The 15,853-nt window shown below is 48.8% G+C and carries 10 protein-coding genes; 1 reads left to right on the top strand and 9 read right to left on the bottom strand.

Features of this window, described 5'->3' with window-relative positions; translation table 11 throughout:
- Positions 1–5: 5 nt before the first annotated feature.
- The 7 genes from AC58QC_RS06700 to AC58QC_RS06670 all read right to left on the bottom strand — a co-directional run bounded on the left by AC58QC_RS06700 (position 6) and on the right by AC58QC_RS06670 (position 11,877).
- Positions 6–2,213 (bottom strand): hypothetical protein, encoded by a 2,208-nt coding sequence (locus AC58QC_RS06700; protein ID WP_497414411.1) that lies wholly within the window; start codon positions 2,211–2,213, stop codon positions 6–8.
- A 41-nt stretch (positions 2,214–2,254) separates the two neighbouring features.
- Positions 2,255–3,247, bottom strand: coding sequence for a phytanoyl-CoA dioxygenase family protein (locus tag AC58QC_RS06695; protein ID WP_497414410.1), 993 nt, complete (start codon positions 3,245–3,247; stop codon positions 2,255–2,257).
- Position 3,248: 1 nt separating this feature from the next.
- Complete coding sequence (pepV, locus tag AC58QC_RS06690; RefSeq protein WP_497414683.1) at positions 3,249–4,634, bottom strand: dipeptidase PepV; 1,386 nt, start codon at positions 4,632–4,634, stop codon at positions 3,249–3,251.
- A 23-nt stretch (positions 4,635–4,657) separates the two neighbouring features.
- Positions 4,658–6,013, bottom strand: coding sequence for a DUF455 family protein (locus AC58QC_RS06685; RefSeq protein ID WP_497414409.1), 1,356 nt, complete (start codon positions 6,011–6,013; stop codon positions 4,658–4,660).
- 20 nt (positions 6,014–6,033) lie between these two features.
- Complete coding sequence (locus tag AC58QC_RS06680; protein ID WP_497414408.1) at positions 6,034–8,763, bottom strand: alpha-L-rhamnosidase; 2,730 nt, start codon at positions 8,761–8,763, stop codon at positions 6,034–6,036.
- A gap of 74 nt (positions 8,764–8,837) precedes the next feature.
- Positions 8,838–10,181, bottom strand: a complete 1,344-nt coding sequence (locus tag AC58QC_RS06675) for a DUF455 family protein (protein WP_497414407.1) — start codon at positions 10,179–10,181, stop codon at positions 8,838–8,840.
- 16 nt (positions 10,182–10,197) lie between these two features.
- Positions 10,198–11,877 (bottom strand): hypothetical protein, encoded by a 1,680-nt coding sequence (locus AC58QC_RS06670; protein ID WP_497414406.1) that lies wholly within the window; start codon positions 11,875–11,877, stop codon positions 10,198–10,200.
- 179 nt (positions 11,878–12,056) lie between these two features.
- Here AC58QC_RS06670 and AC58QC_RS06665 point away from each other — a divergent pair, with 179 nt between their 5' ends.
- Entirely contained in the window at positions 12,057–13,130 is a 1,074-nt protein-coding gene (locus tag AC58QC_RS06665) for a M42 family metallopeptidase (RefSeq protein WP_497414405.1), read from the top strand.
- A gap of 103 nt (positions 13,131–13,233) precedes the next feature.
- Here the strand turns inward: AC58QC_RS06665 and AC58QC_RS06660 are convergent, their stop codons facing one another.
- Together AC58QC_RS06660 and AC58QC_RS06655 are read right to left on the bottom strand one after the other, a co-directional pair.
- A complete protein-coding gene (locus AC58QC_RS06660) occupies positions 13,234–14,841 on the bottom strand; it encodes an extracellular solute-binding protein (RefSeq protein ID WP_497414404.1) in 1,608 nt (535 codons plus the stop codon).
- Between the two features lie 82 nt (positions 14,842–14,923).
- Entirely contained in the window at positions 14,924–15,841 is a 918-nt protein-coding gene (locus tag AC58QC_RS06655; protein WP_497414403.1) for a carbohydrate ABC transporter permease, read from the bottom strand.
- Positions 15,842–15,853: the final 12 nt, after the last annotated feature.

Raw genomic sequence — 15,853 nt, 5'->3', positions numbered from 1 at the left:
TCAAGCTAGCGGATCGATCCGCTCCATGCGCGCCACTTATGATTGGCGATCGCATATGTACCGGTGTGGAATTGGTAAGAAGACATGACCGGCGTCACAAACAAATCCTCGCCGTGGTAACGGACTCCGAGCCCGTTAATAAAGCCGAACGTTCCCGACGATTCCGAATTCGAATCCGAGTCTCTCGTTTCCACATATGAAAAATCAGCATCGGTTTCGATGCTCCCGTAAGGAAGGCGGCTTTGCTCCCAAGAATATTTCGGATAATGAGGAGTGTCGATCAGTCCTTTATTTAAATCCAGCTTATAGGTAAATTCAATTTTTTTGCCGGAAACGTTATATTCCAAAGCAAGCTGATCGTTCGCCCCCGAAAGCGCTGTCACTTTTGTTCTTCCGGCGATGTTCCGTGCGTCGCCATTTGCGGAAATAGGCGTAAGCACGGTAATGAAGCAGTTCATCTCTCCGGCACGAACGTGCCTGCTGTCCGTTTCATAAACCATGTGGCTCTCTCCGTAGCAACGTCTGATCGTCTCATACCCCTTCGAACGGTCGCTTCCGGGAAATTCGATTAATAAGGCCAGCTCTCGCCGGTTGATGAACGGCTGAGTGTCCCCAGGGAACCTGTGAATATGCTGCACCTGTCCGATATAATAGTCGTTGTCCGCCTCCAAAACCATGCCGGGATGCCACAAATTTACTGTGCTGATCGATTGATCGGTTTGCGATACCGTCCAGTCGACGACGATAAACGCTCCATCTTCTTTTACATACGTGATGGAGCGATCCCATACCATTTGACGGTACGGATCGTTCAAGCGGGTCCTGGTGTACTCGATTCCATCGAAGGAATGGAAATGAAGCAGTTCCGTTGCGACGCGTCTATATGTCCCGTCGTCGTGAATATAGTCGTACATGCTCTGCCCCGGGTCAGGTTGCCCGCTGCGAAAGACGAGACGGTTGTGATAAATGTCTGCGCGGTATCTTCCGTTTGGCGCCCCATCCCGGTATCCCGACTCAGCAAGGAGGATGTTTTGCTCCTTTACCAGCATCAGAATGGAGTTTTCATCGGCATGGCCGTGATGCGCCTTTTCGGCGGGTGCGTTGATCGTGCGGCGAAGATATTCGCGCGAAGTAAAGGAATAATCGCCTTCATCCCGAAAATTATGGAGCAAATAGGTTGCGTCTTCGTGTGAGCCATCGCGAAAGACGATTTTTTTCCCGATGACGTCATCCAAGAGAAGCTCGCTTTTCCACTCCGGCTTTACCGGCTCCAGCGTTTCGTCCGCCCACAAATAGGCATAGGCGAAGTAGCACGCCAAGAAAACGGACGGAGGACCTGCTTCCTGACTCATGGCATAATCCCGGATCTGCTTTGCGGCATACCTCATTTGTCCGCAACGATATTGGGCAGCGCCTTTTTCCAGACAGACAAACCAGAGAAACCAATTGCAGTTGAGATGGGAATCGCCGAAATCCGGGAGCAGCCCATAAGGAGTAATCGCGCGCGTAATAAAATCGAAATAATATTTCGTTTGCGGCCTAGAGTAATAGTCCGCTTCCTTTCCGGTATGCTCGGCATACGCGATGCAGGAAATAAGCCATAACGGCAAATAAAGCTCCGCGTCCTCGATTGACCATCGGCCGTACGATTCCTCCGCGAGCACATCACGCAGCTTTGCCCATTCCCTCGTTTCCTCCGTGTCCCCTAAGGCGGTTATGGCGAGTGACAAGGCAAATACGCGCAGCATGGAGCGGTTGTGAGCGCCCCATTCGGGGAAATGCATCATTCCATAAATCGCGCTGCGAATCGAATCCTCGATCTGGCGCGTATCCTCTTCGCTTAACAGCTCCGACCCTTTTATGAATAGGTAGCCCTGAATATAGTAATTTCCTTGAAACATCGTCTCGAAGGACGGGATCCCTTTGGCATATTCCGGATGACGCTCTGTGATTTCTTTGGGTACGATCGTCTTGAACTCATCGATGGCGAGCAGCATGCGTTTCGCCTGTTCTCCATATTCGCGTTCGCCGGTAATACGATATAGGAAGCCTTCTGCTTGCGCCTGAATCGGTATGTTTCCCGGTGGGATATACATCCCCAGAAAGCGGTCGGGCTCGAATGATTTTTTCCAGTGTTCGATGGACTGCTCATATTGCTTACGTCCTTCCAGTACAGCCTCTTTGACATATGCCAAGTACGATTGTCGATTCATGTGCCAACTTCCTTTCTGTTTTTCACCTAGATAGTCGTTATTCAGGACGTCTGTTCCGTCATAAAGCCGTCCTCTGATCCCATCATCCGGGTAGGTGCTTTTTGATCCAGCTTCTCATCTGTTTTCGTATTAGTATCAACTGAAGTGTCAAATTGGGGGAGCGCATACGGCAGATGAGTTTGGCCACGCGCCAAGATATGATGCTGATTGGCAGCTTCCCCTTCGAAGGGAGCCCCATGATTCCAAGGCACCCACGATCTTGCATTGCTATAATGGCAAACAAAGGACCTTCTGAATCGGTCTTCCGATTGGTTTGGGTATGATCGATGAAATAAATGGCTGTGGAAGAATAAAACGTCACCTTTCTCCAACTCGACCGGAACCTTAGAGGGATATTTGGTTGCTTTTTGGGAGAGCGTGTTTATCTCATCGTCTTGATGACTGGCATGTTCAATCGGATCGAGATTTTGAAAAGCTCCGAGCGAATGAACCGAGAAACTGGCATTGCTGGGAGGGTAAATCGGCTCGCAATGAGAACCAGGAGCCACCCAAAGGCAGCCATTCTCCACATCCGCTCTTTCGAGTGCGATCCATGCTCCGATCAGTGTATCCGGATAAGTAGGAATGTAATAAGCATCCTGGTGCCAACCCTGCCCTCCTAGTCCGGGAGGATTGAAGAAATTCATCGACTGAAGCGCAAGAACATCGGGGCCAACCAACGCTTCAATCACGTCCAAAACCCGAGGGTGCAAAAGCCCCCACTCCGCTGTTGGATGCGATCGGTGCAGCATATGGATTCGGGTAAAACGTCTCACTAGTTGGTCTAGAGGTGTACCAGGCTCTACAGAGCCGAGCCCAGGAACCTCTTCCCGCCCATACAGAATATCGTCCGCCCACTGGCGCAGCTTGCCTGCATCATCAGGACTTAACAGTGATTTGACAATTAAATATCCGTTTTGTTGATAAAATTTATATTCATCCACAGCCAGCCTGTAACGGTCTCGGCGGGATATCGTATTCGGTAAATAAGTCATTTCAACCATCCCCCTCGTCCAGCAATTCATACATCGCCTGCGTACAAATTACAGCATGGCGCAACAAATCATCAATCGGCACAAACTCGTCGGGCTGATGAGCACGCGTATCGGTGCCCCGAAAACCGGGTCCGAAAGCAACGCCCCGGTTTTGCAGCTTTCTCGCATACGTCCCCCCTCCGATTGACAGCAGTTCTGCCTTCTCACCGGTAATGGTTTCATAAGCTCTTGATAGCTTTTTGATCAAAGGATGATCCGCCGGAACATGAAGCGGCTCAAGATGCTGCAGCACCTCCACTTTAATCCCGTAAGCACCGGAGATGCGGCAGAGGGCTTCTATAATGGATGGTCCGTCTTCGGTAACCGGATACCGCAAGTTCAAAATAATGGAACTTTCGTTATTATCTACGTTCATTTGACCAAGATTGACGGTTAAACGCCCATGAACCGGGTCGCTTTTGGCCAACTCTAATGATTCTCCAAACGCTTCAAATCCTAATTTTTCTCGAACAAATCCAATGAACCCCATTGACTCTCCGGTCAGCGGAAGGTTACACAGAAGCTCAACCATTACAGACACGGCATTTATGCCTGACGGCGGATATGACCCATGACCGCTTCTTCCTCTGGCTTCCAGCAGAAACCTGCCATTCTCAGATCGGCATTCAATTCTGTCTGCAGATTTGGCCAACCGATAGAAACGTTCCGTCTCCTCTGCATCAAGCGACGCCGTATCGATTTCGGCATAACAGCGGTCAGGCACTACATTGGGGGCACTTCCACCGAATAAAACGACGGGACTGCTGCAGTGAGCAACGGATAAACGAATGACATAAAATCCTTTTTCCGCATTGATGATCGGATAGGCGGCATCGGGTGTAAATCCGTAATCTGGAAGCGGCTCTTGAGCAAAATATTCGTCTAGATCGGTCATGCCGTTTTCCTCGTTCGTGCCAAAAATAATCCGAAGCCTCTTTTTGGGAGTTAAACCCGAATCTAGAATAGCTTTTAGGGAAAACAGAGCGGCAATGGCTGCTCCTTTATTATCGGACGCTCCTCTTCCATAGATCCGGCCTTCCTGAATGACGGCTTGAAAAGGATCAAGACTCCATCCGTCTCCTTCGGGTACGGTATCGACATGAACCAATACCGCTGCAATTTCATCGCCTTCGCCGTACTCCGCATGCCCCGCATATCCGCCCACATTGCGAATCGTAAATCCCAGCTGTTCGGCAAGCCGCAGCACATATGTCAAAGCTGAATGAATGCCTTCGCCATAGGGCATCCCTTCCTTCGGATCGGCTATTACACTTCGGATTCGAATCAGTTCGCATACGTGATATATAATCTCATCCTCGTAGTCCAAAACCCTCTGACCGAAAGTCATCTGTTTCACCCGATTTCTCCGTTCTACTTCCGAGCTGTGGAGAGCGGAATAACCTTCCCCTTCTCAAGCATCCACTGTTCCATATGCTGCTTAATCGATTCGAGGTTATGGCGCTGCCCATGCGGCATCGTTCTTGTAAAGGCTGTCGCTTGCTGTTCCCGCAGCGTGGTACCTAGCCTTTTGACACTATCCACAAATTCATTAACGGTTCTAAAATCACCGTAATGACGCATTAACTGTTCCACCCATTTATGACCGAATGCTACGTGAAGCGTTTCATCGGCAAGGTCGAACCGAAGAAGCTCTACCGCCAAATCCGTCCCTCCGGCTTCATTCGCGAGTCTTTCCAAATAATCAGGCTTAACTTGGAAACTGCCTGGTTCGTACCAACACGTAACTGCCGCATACCGCTCGTGAGGCTTCATTTGGATGGAGCTCATGTAAGTGGCGACCCATACTTCAAACTCCTCAGGAGAAAAACCTAAAGCAGTCATCAACTTCAAGCCGAACTCGGAATGTCGAGCCTCATCCCAGGTATGACGCGCAACGTCATAATAAAATTCCCATGGCATGCCTTTTACTTCATACAAAATCGGTGAGATGTATTCCGCCGCATCCAACTCGTTATACAACCAGACAGCAAGGGCGGCACGCTCGATTAAAGGATCTCCCTTCAAGTTTTGCGACCACAGATACCCATCGATTGGATGTTCATAAGAATAGTACGAATTCACAGATCGGTGCTGGCGCTCAGGAGACTGATATGTATAACCCGCAAAGCGCCGTTTCGTTTCAACGCTCCCCACTTCCGTGATTCCGCTTACGCCTCCTGCGATATGCAGCAAGGAACGTATATGCTTAACCCATTGGGAGGCAGCCGATTCAACTGAATCTTCAACCCGAATCTGTTGAAGCATGGCGCTGCCTTCGATCATTTGTTTGTCGAGTGCGCTTATGATTTCTTTCAAAATACGGACAGACGGACGGTCCGGCAACTCGACTGTCAACTGGATATAATCTTCGTATGCGCAGCAAAGGGCTGGCAAAAACACCGAATAGAGCGTTTCCAGAAAAGGTTCTTCGTCGGATGCAAACAGCGCTTCCTCAATCACACTGTTCAGATGATCCTCAAGCGGCGCATCTGGTTTCGTACCTGGCAACTCCAGGAGCCTCTTTCTCAATGTGTTGAATTGCTCAGCCCACTCCCACAAGTGCTTGGCCGCCATATATTTGACTTCAGCATGCCTCAATCTTGCAATCCAGGCTCCAGTCATTCCGATTAAGCTCCTATGAAAGGACGCCGCCCTACGTAATTCGACTGCCTGCGGAATGCGTCTCAGCTCTTTCTTGCTGGACCCCTGCCTCGCACCATCTGACATTCCGATCCCTCCGATTCCTTCTACTTGATTGTACGCTCATCTTCCACCGTGAAACGGTATTGTCCGGAACCGACATCCAGCAACCAAAAATCCGATCCCTTCGTAACGAGCGCGATCTCATCCGACAAGCAAACATCTTGGTCATTCTCAAACACCGTTTGACCCGAGCGCAGAGGGATGCGTACGGAAGCTGTCGTGTTGGCAGGGATAAAAAGATCCAGTTGAAAGCATCCTTCCGACTTCTTCCACGCGCAGGAAATTGGCCCGTTTATCGACTCGTAACTGCAACGGACTTGTTCCAGTCCTCCCCCAGTCCGTGGATGAATGGAGATCCGTTTGAAGCCCGGCTCTTCGTAATCAATTCCTCCGACATATCGATATAGCCATTCGCCTACCGAACCAAGAGCGTAATGATTCAACGAATTCATTCCGGCGCGTTGGAAGCCCTTCTCCTCCGTCCAACCGTCCCACCTTTCCCAGATGGTAGTAGCGCCTTGGTTTACCGAATAAAGCCAGGAGGGAAAAGTCTCTTTCATCATTATTCGGAACGCGATATCCTCATGTCCGGTTTCCATAAGCAGTGGAAGCAAGTACCTGGTTCCGTGTATGCCGGTCGACAGGTGCCACTCCCTTTGCTTCAGTAGGAATAGGAGTCTATTTATCGCAGCCTGACGATTGCTTTCTGGCAACAAATCCATCGCTAATGCCATCACATATGCAGTCTGGGTATCGCCTTTAATATGTCCTGAGGCATCGACAAACGCTTCAAGGAACGCATTCTTGATCTGGTGATGAAGCTTTCCATATTCCTTTGCGTCCTCTAAGTACCCGATCGTATCGGCGATTCGTGCCATCACCCCAGCGGTGTGCGCATAATAAGCCGTAGAAAATACATCGTATGGAGTCGTGGATAAGGAAGATACATTGCGAAGCTCCGCCACCCCACCGCTTTCTGGGATCGAAAGCCAATCCCCGTATTGCGGCAAGTCTTTCCGAAGATTTTCGGGATGCATCACGCGAAGGAAGCCGATCCACCGAGTCATCGACTGATAATGCTCCTGAAGGATCCGCTTGTCACCATAAACCTGATACATCATCCACGGGACGAGGACGCCGGCATCCGCCCAACCTGCCGAAGCGGTGTGATCATAGGTCATATCCCCCCCGTGCTCTGTTTTCGCTCCTGGGATAAATGGGGCAAAATCGGTAAACGCACCGGTGGGGCGTTGGGCATCTGTTAAGTCAGTCAACCACTTTGTGAAAAATGAAGCTGCATCCATTTGATAGCAAGCCGTTCGGAAAAATAATTGAGCATCACCCGTCCAGCCATGACGTTCGTCACGCTGCGGGCAATCCGTCGGTACGCTTATAAAGTTACCACGCTGCGTCCATTCGATGTTACTGATCAATTGATTCAGTAAGGGATGCGACGTTTCTAAGGCACCAGCCTTCGACATATCAGTATGAATAACAATCCCGATTACATCGTCTTTCAATAAAACTCCGTCAAAACCGGAAACCTCCACATACCGAAATCCGTGTAAGGCGAAATGCGGCTCGAACCATGCGGCCTCATCACCGTTCATAATGTAGGTATCGGTTTGACGAGACAATCTCAAATTTTCCGTATATAACGCGCCGTTCGCATCCAACGCTTCTCCATGACGCAGGCAGACCGTAACGCCAGATTCTCCAGACAATTGGATACGAACGCGCCCGACCATATTTTGGCCCATATCGATGATGTAATTCCCATTAATCTTCCGTTCGATGGACTGTGGTTGGAGCTCACATACGGGTTTGATCGGCGGACAGATTGCAGCCGATAGAAAGCCCTTATAATCGTAAAACGTATCAGCATGTTTCCAATGACGATCATCAAAAGAGGATTCGTTCCACCCATCGATCGCAATCCGAGCGTCGAATCTTTCTCCCATGTGGAAATCAGTAGCGATCAGAGGTCCGAACGATGCCCTCCATGACTCGTCAGTCGTCACCTTCTGCACGGATCCGTCGTCATATTCGATATTTAACTGCACCAAAATCTTTGGATCCTTGCCGTAGCGCCCGAAGCCGAACATTCCAATATATCCGGAATACCATCCATGGCCGAGCAGGATGCCGACTCCATTCCACCCATCGGCTATATCTTCGGTAATCTCATAGGTTTGATATTGCAGGCGAATGTTATAATCCGTCCAGTCCGGAGCCAAAGAGCTGTCACCGATTCTACGGCCATTCACATAGAACTCATAGGCACCGAGTGCGGCAGCGTGCAAAACTGCCCGACGTACCGGCTTTGTGACGGAAAATGCACTCCTTAAGTATACCGCCGGCTTCGGTTCCGCATGAGTCGGTTGATGAGGGGATTTCAAGCCGATCCATTTGCCTAGCCATTCATTGCGTTCCAGCAATCCCATCGACCAATGTGCTGGCTCACTCCAGCTTGAAGATTGACCTTCCCGATCCCATACTTTGACCTTCCAGAAATATTTCTTCCCTGACTCCAGATTCTCGCCATCATATTCAATATGCTGGGAACGGTCCGACATCATCTTTCCCGTATCCCACATATCACCTTCATCCCTCAATAACGCTTCATGGCTTGATGCGACTATAATTCGATATGCCGTTTGAACGGACCTGCGTCTGATCGAATCGAGCCGCCACCCGAGTTTGGGCCGCTGACGGTCGATTCCAAGAGGATCATTCAGATACTCCACTCGTAAATGGTATACACTTAGGCTCATCCCTGCTCCCCCTTTCGGATTCAAAACTCCCGAGTTTTCAGTTCCTATACGCTGGGGAGAAGATTCATCGATGCTCAATATTTCGCATAATTCAAATCCATGGTGGCAAACCCGCAAAACTCGGGAAAGCTCTTAAGAACTTTGTCAATTTGCTCCTGGGAGTAGCCCATTTTGACTAGATGCATTCGTTTGACGGTTTCCGCTGCTTTGCCCGCTGCAACGAAATTCCCGGCATGTTCGAACAGCTTGGCGCCCCATCTTTGACCGAATCCTACATGTAACCGTTCATCAGCAATATCATATTCGGATTGTATGGATGATAACGGATCGCCATGATCCATAAAGGCGGTGATCGATTTACGTTTTTTGATAAAAGAGCATGGCTCCATAACCATGGTCAAACTGGAGTAAAATTCCGGAAACACCTGTTGCATCGTTTCGGGGGTCGGTATGGTCGGAGGATGCCAAGCAAAGTCTTCCGTTTGATACCCCCATTGCTTAAGCCGACGGACACCCATTTGGCTGTGCCTGACCTCATCCCATGTATGACGAGCGACATCCATGTAGAAATCAACCGGCATGCCCTGAACGCCGTAATACAGGTAGCAGAGACTTTCAACAGCTGACATCTCACTGGCGTTGATAAACACCATATGTTTGACGCTATCGTATGTCGGTGATTTCGGATCGAACATTGCGCTCTTATATTTTTTCAGATCGACGAGCGGGTAACGGGGGTCATGAGCCGCTTGAGCAGGAACGGGACCAGCCGGCTCGCGGGAGGGATGCGCAGGCCAATCTGGTATCTTCCCCGGCTCGGACTTTTCCAGTAAGGTCCATACATCATGCACATAACGGAGCCAATCTCGATAAGCCTCTCGACCTGCAGGATCGTCGACACAAACAAACTTCAAATGTGGAGCCGCCCATCCCAGAAGCGTATCGCGATCTACAAGGACATGCCGGATTCGATCGATAGTCGGAGCATCAAGAATTGGATCTAGCGACTCCATAAAGTCCTCATAGCGACGGTTTAGCTTTGTTAAGAGAAATTGATAACCCGCTGCGAATTCCTCGAACGTTGGCGCAAAAGAGATTCTTTGGCAAGCTTCCCTAAGTCCAGGAGGCGTCATTGAGTGCTCACCGATGTCCGAACCGGGCAGCTCATGGATTCGTTCCTTCAGCAGCTTCATATGCTCTGTATGCAAATAGCCCATCCGAACGAGCTCGCCTTTGATCTCCCAATTGGGAACACTTGGCACCCAACCTATCGTCATCCGTGATAATTCGAATTCGAGCCAGAAGCACGGAAGCAATAAACGAGCGGTGTCGATCGGTCTTAGAAGAAATCCCTTATAAGCGGAATCAGCTTCAAGGAAGCTATAGTCGGTAACGTCAACTTCAATTTTTTTAGCCACAAGCCTTCACTCCTCTTTACAAGCTATTAGAAAAACGGAAGCGGAGAGTGCGGTCTGTCGGCGTCTTCCAATTGACGGTTAGGTTTTGCACATCGCGGTTTACCTTGTCGTTACGCATGGAAACATCAATATGTTCAAGAGCTCCCGTCGAAATATGGATGGAATCCTCCTCGAACGTAAATGAAGCTTCACCTTCCGTCAGCTGCACAATCCCCGGGGCCGCTTCATTTAAACTCGAACCTGTCATTTTCCCTCTCGCGTCGAACATGCAAACGGCTTGCAAATATATGTTTGGAATCGTCTCAGACACTACCCGTACATCCACACCGTTGTCCAGCAGAGTAATCTCCACTGCTATCGGCAAATGTTGGATATGCGTCTTCTCACGCAAATTATTGGGCATCTTGACGTATATTCCATCTGTTCCTTCTGTCAAGTGCTTTGGCAGCGGATTCCAGTAACATCCCTCTAGTTCAAGCTGCATGCGATAAGTGTTCTCTCCTACTTGCTTGATCGAGGGGAATGCTACCGCTCCAATACCGAACCAACCGGCTCCTAGCTTTAGCCCGTGCATGACGGCCTTGCCGTAGCGGATGTGTAGAAGCTCCGGTTGTCCTGCCATCGCTGTTACACTTATTTTGCCCTTCCGATATCGCAGAACGGAAGCTCCATGCGGATGTTGAACAAGTTTGCCAAGATACGGAACGTTCTTCGGCACCGGCACCTCGTTCTCTTCTCCTAGTAAAATCGTATATTCGTCAGAAAGCTGTCCCATCCATTCAGAGGCGTCCATCTCCTCCGGATAAAGCATCCAGTACATCAAAGCATGAGATCCGCGCGGTGCTGTTTTATCAGCTACATCGGCCATTGCGCCGAACACGGGACTTTGATCATGTACCGCCATCAAACGGCAAACAACGTAATACCAGTCATTCATCATCATGGTTTGCCCAAAATCCTGACGTCCGGAATACTCCGTAACGATGGATTGGTCCGGATGCAGCATGTACTGCATCATATTTAAATTGGAGCGAACTGCCGCAATCGCAGGCTCGTAATTGAAAATCAATCCAACGTCAAATAAGTGGATAGCGCATGCGCCGTTGTATATCGCATTACTGCGCTCCGTCCATTCGCCGTATTCCGTCAGATCGAAACCTTCATCTAAAAATTGAAAAGCGCGATTACGGAAAGCCTCATCGCCAAAAATCTCATACATTTTTGCGAGGGCCCCTGCCATTACCCAACGATGATTCGGCGTATGGATGCCGCCATTCAGAAGACAAGGTTTCGCTCGTTCAAGGAAAAGATATAGAGACCCTTTTGCCCACTCAAGCTCTTTCATGCTGTACCGATCGGCTACTTGATAAAGCAAGGTGGTAAGGTGTGTAGTAAATGCAGTGTCCGGCGGGGAATCAATGTTACAATTGACAAGCGAAATGCAGCCGCTTTCAAGCTGGGTATCCAAAAAATTAATCATCGCTTCATTGATTTCGGGCAGCAAAGAAGAGTCCCGATAATAGATGGATTCAGCGTGCACATAAAGAGGCAGCATCAGGCAGGCAGAGCCGAGCCCGAGAGGCTCAGGGGTTTTCCCAGCTGCAACATTCTCCTGCCGATTTCTCCGATACTCGGTTAATCTATCATCTTGCAATTTAATGATTTCCTGGATCGTTTCCTTCACAGAACGGTTCAATGGAATCAACTCCCGTAGCAGTTTAATGGTCCTCCCTAGTATAAAATTCGATGAAAGCGTTTCACATCATGCTATTTTGTTTTTTTATTAGGTTTCTTGCGGTTTTCATTTACAGTTATTGACATGCTTTCGGACTCGGGATAATTTGGTAAAGAGAACCCGGATGGGAGGAAATTAGAATGGATCAGGCGACAAAACAAATGTTTAAAACGTTGACGGAGCTTCCTGGAGCACCCGGATTTGAGCACGAGGTGCGGCGGTTCCTTCGTGAGGAATTGGCGAAACATACCGAAGAGTTCGTGGAAGATCGTTTAGGGAGCTTATTCGGGGTTCTCCGAGGAAATCCAGCAGGTCCGCGAATTATGGCCGGTGGCCATATGGATGAGGTCGGCTTCATGTCGACAACAATCCTCGACAATGGCATGATCCGCTTTCAAGCGTTAGGCGGTTGGTGGAATCAGGTGCTGCTCGCCCAAAGGATGCAAATCATAACATCCCACGGTCCCGTTCTCGGAGTCATCGCTTCCACTCCCCGTCACCTGCTAGACGAAGCGCAACGAAGCAAGCCGGTGGAAATCGCAGCTATGCTTCTCGATATCGGAGCGGACAATCGCGATCATGCGTTGAGTATGGGGATTCGTCCGGGTCTGCCGATTGTACCCGTGAGCGAATTCACACTTTTAAGCAACGAGAAGAAAATAGTGGCCAAGGCTTGGGATAACCGTTTTGGAGTCGGACTTGCTATCGACTTGATTCGAGAGCTGAAATCGGATTCGCTGCCGAATACCTTATATGCAGGTGCGACCGTACAGGAAGAAGTCGGCATGCGTGGAGCGCAAACCGCAGCCGCACTTATTGATCCGGATTTGTGCTATACATTAGAGGCCGGACCGGCAGGCGATGCCGGCGGTGATCCACATGCGCTAGGCCGCATCGGAAAAGGGGCCGTCGTGCGAATCCTTGACAGCTCGATCATCCCGAACCGCACATTAACAGAATTCATTCTTGATATTGCCGAAACCAATCAAATCCCTTATCAGTTCTTTATCTCGCCAGGAGCCACCGATGGAGGCAAAATTCATCTCCATGGACGGGGAGTTCCAACAGCTGTGCTTGGAATATGTGCCCGCTATATTCACACATCCACTTCCATAATCCATACCGATGACTATGACGCTGCCAAAGAGCTGCTTATAAAGCTGATTCGTGCATCAGACAAAACGATGTATGATAGTGTCACATCGTTTACTTAACTCACCACCTTTCCGCTTCCCAGCAGGAAGCGGAATGACTTTGTGAGAAAAGGCCTGCAACTTCCGGTTTCCCGGATGATGCAGGCCTTTTTTTGGGGTATGATTATTTTTTCTTCATTTCAGCAATCTTGTCGGAAGCTTCTTTGTCATAGTCGCGTCCGCCGAGCTTAACCCAACCGTCGACCGTGCTGGCCCATTCTTTCTCAAAGTCAGGTGCGATAATGGCTTTAGATAGCGCCTCATAGCCGTACTTGGTAAGATTCACAATATTCTTCTGAGCGACCGGACGCGGGCTGTCGATAAACGGTGTAGTTTTACCGAACTTCTCGAATTGATCATAGTGAGGAGCCAGTAATTCCGCATATTCCGGTGTAGTCGGAGTCGTTTTAAGAAGCTGTTCCTTGGTTGGAGCGCCCATGTAACCTTGCGTAAGCAGATTCAGGTCTCCAACGTACCAGTTGATTTCCTTCGCGTTCTTATCCGCATCGATTGGGAGTCGAAGACCACCGTCAACTTTGTAATGAACGCCTTCAATACCACTTTGGACAACGTTAATATGCTTCGCCATAAAGTTAAGAAATTTGACCGCCGATTCCGGATTTTTAGTCGTTTTCGGAATCATGTTGAACAATCCGAATGTAGCCGCTTTGGGCATGTTTTGGCTTCCGTCTTTTCGTTTGAGAGGCGCAAGTGTTACCCATTTGGCAGTAGGGACCGTTTTCCTTGTAGCCGTATTTAACGTCCACGGATCATCGTTGGAATCAATGAAGCCTGCTTGTCCGGATGTATACTGCTGCGTGTATTTCTGCGAGTTGACATCTGTAACAAACTCTTTGGAGATTAACCCTTCTTTGTAAACCTTATTCATGAAGGAGAAGTATTCCTTCCCTTCCAGAGTATCAATAGCCGAATGGAACTGACCATTTACTAGATTGCCGTTCGGCATATAAAGGTCATAAGCTGGGCCATCGTTGTTCACGCCAGCTCCATACATCGGACCGAAGAAAAATGCTTTTGCCCCTTGGTTGATAGCTGGAAGTGCCCAAGGTACGACGTTATCCTTGCCGACCCCGCCAGGGTCCTTCTCCTTGAAGGCTTTAAGTGTAGTAAACAGTTCATCAAGCGTGGTCGGTGCTTTCATCCCAAGCTTATCAAGCCAATCTTGACGAATTTTCATGGATGATCCTACATCCTGATTCATGCGTTGGGCTGGAATCGCGTAGCGTTTGCCTTTATATGTACCTGCCGTGTCGAGAGCAGGCTTAATCAGCTTTTTGATGTCGGGACCGTATTTGTCCAACAGCTCATCAAGCTGCCATACTCCCCCTTGCTCGGCATACTGAAATACCAAGTCGGCGTTGTAAGTGATCACGATGTCTGGCGCCTCGCCGGAAGCCATCCACACGTTCAGCTTCTCCGTTTCCTGAGACCTCGGTAACGCGACGTATTCCACATCCAAATTGTCTTCTTTCAAAGCGTTTTCTTGAATCCATTTTACGAGGACACTGTCTGAAATTTTCGACCCATCGGGTGAGTTCGAGCGATCCCAGACTGAGACTCTTACTTTCTGAGGCTTTTCAGCAGCTTTAGTTGTAGCTTGTGGTGTAGTTCCTACGGTAGTGCTGGTAGTGGCATCATTGCTCTTCGAACAGCCTGCAAATATAGTGGTGACCATGGTGAGTGCCAAACAAAGCTTGAGACCTTTCTTCATGCGTTCTCCCCCTTTGAATTAAACAGGATTAATATTAATGAGAATCTCTGCCGACATTTTGTCTGGATATTCTCAATACCTGTCAGCCTTTAATAGAGCCTACCATAGCTCCTTTGACGAAATACTTTTGCAGAAATGGATAAACGATAAGAATCGGTAACGTAGCGAATACGACTGTTGCCGATTTAAGTGATTCCTCAATCACGTGAAGCTTGTTTTGCGTTTGTAACGTTTCAAGAGAAGTATCCATTTGCGCGAGAAGCAGAATGTTTCTCAGCTTTACCTGCAAAGGATAATAATCCGGATTATTGATGAAGAGAACTGCGCTGAAGAAAGAATTCCAATGGCCTACCGCATAAAACAATCCGATGGTCGCCATTGAAGCTGCCGAGAGCGGCAGGACGATTTGAATCAAGAAACGGATGTTGCCGCATCCATCAACGATTGCAGCTTCCCGCAATTCATCAGGGATGTTCTGGAAGAATGTCCTCATAATAATGACGTTAAAGGTACTGATTAATCCCGGAATCATGACCGACCATAACGTGTTCAGCATACCAAGTGCTTTTACCAGTAGAAAAAATGGAATCAAGCCGCCGCCGAAAAGCATGGTAATGATCATATAGTTCATAAAAAGCGTACGTCCCTTTAAGTCTCTTCTAGAGAGCGGATATGCGGTAATAATCGTAAACAGCATATTCAGTGATGTTCCGACTACCGTAATATAGACGGTTACCCATAACGACCTCATGACTTGCTTATCGCTTAATACGGTTTTCATCGCATCCCATTGCCATTCAACGGGGAAAATACTGACTAAACCCGTTTGAATCGCTCGGTTGCTGCTGAAAGCGTTAGCAACCGAATTGAGGAACGGAAACAGACAAGTGAAAGTAATAAATATCAGTAAACTGTAATTTAACACATTAAAGATGATCTCGCCCGGCGAATATTTTTTGCGGAAGAATCTCTTAGGTCTGACACTTACTGCTGAATTCAAATGAACTTCCTC

The sequence above is a fragment of the Paenibacillus sp. J22P51 genome, assembly GCF_059692215.1.
The sequence above is the reverse complement of the archived record's forward strand: the minus strand, read 5'-3'. Positions and strand labels throughout refer to the sequence as shown.

Excerpts from the sequence above, each read along its gene's own strand:
- AC58QC_RS06700 (WP_497414411.1), bottom strand. The coding sequence starts at position 2,213 with ATGAATCGACAATCGTACTTGGCATATGTCAAAGAGGCTGTACTGGAA.
- AC58QC_RS06695 (WP_497414410.1), bottom strand. The coding sequence starts at position 3,247 with ATGACTTATTTACCGAATACGATATCCCGCCGAGACCGTTACAGGCTG.
- pepV (WP_497414683.1), bottom strand. The coding sequence starts at position 4,634 with ATGACTTTCGGTCAGAGGGTTTTGGACTACGAGGATGAGATTATATAT.
- AC58QC_RS06685 (WP_497414409.1), bottom strand. The coding sequence starts at position 6,013 with ATGTCAGATGGTGCGAGGCAGGGGTCCAGCAAGAAAGAGCTGAGACGC.
- AC58QC_RS06680 (WP_497414408.1), bottom strand. The coding sequence starts at position 8,763 with ATGAGCCTAAGTGTATACCATTTACGAGTGGAGTATCTGAATGATCCT.
- AC58QC_RS06665 (WP_497414405.1), top strand. The coding sequence starts at position 12,057 with ATGGATCAGGCGACAAAACAAATGTTTAAAACGTTGACGGAGCTTCCT.
- AC58QC_RS06660 (WP_497414404.1), bottom strand. The coding sequence starts at position 14,841 with ATGAAGAAAGGTCTCAAGCTTTGTTTGGCACTCACCATGGTCACCACT.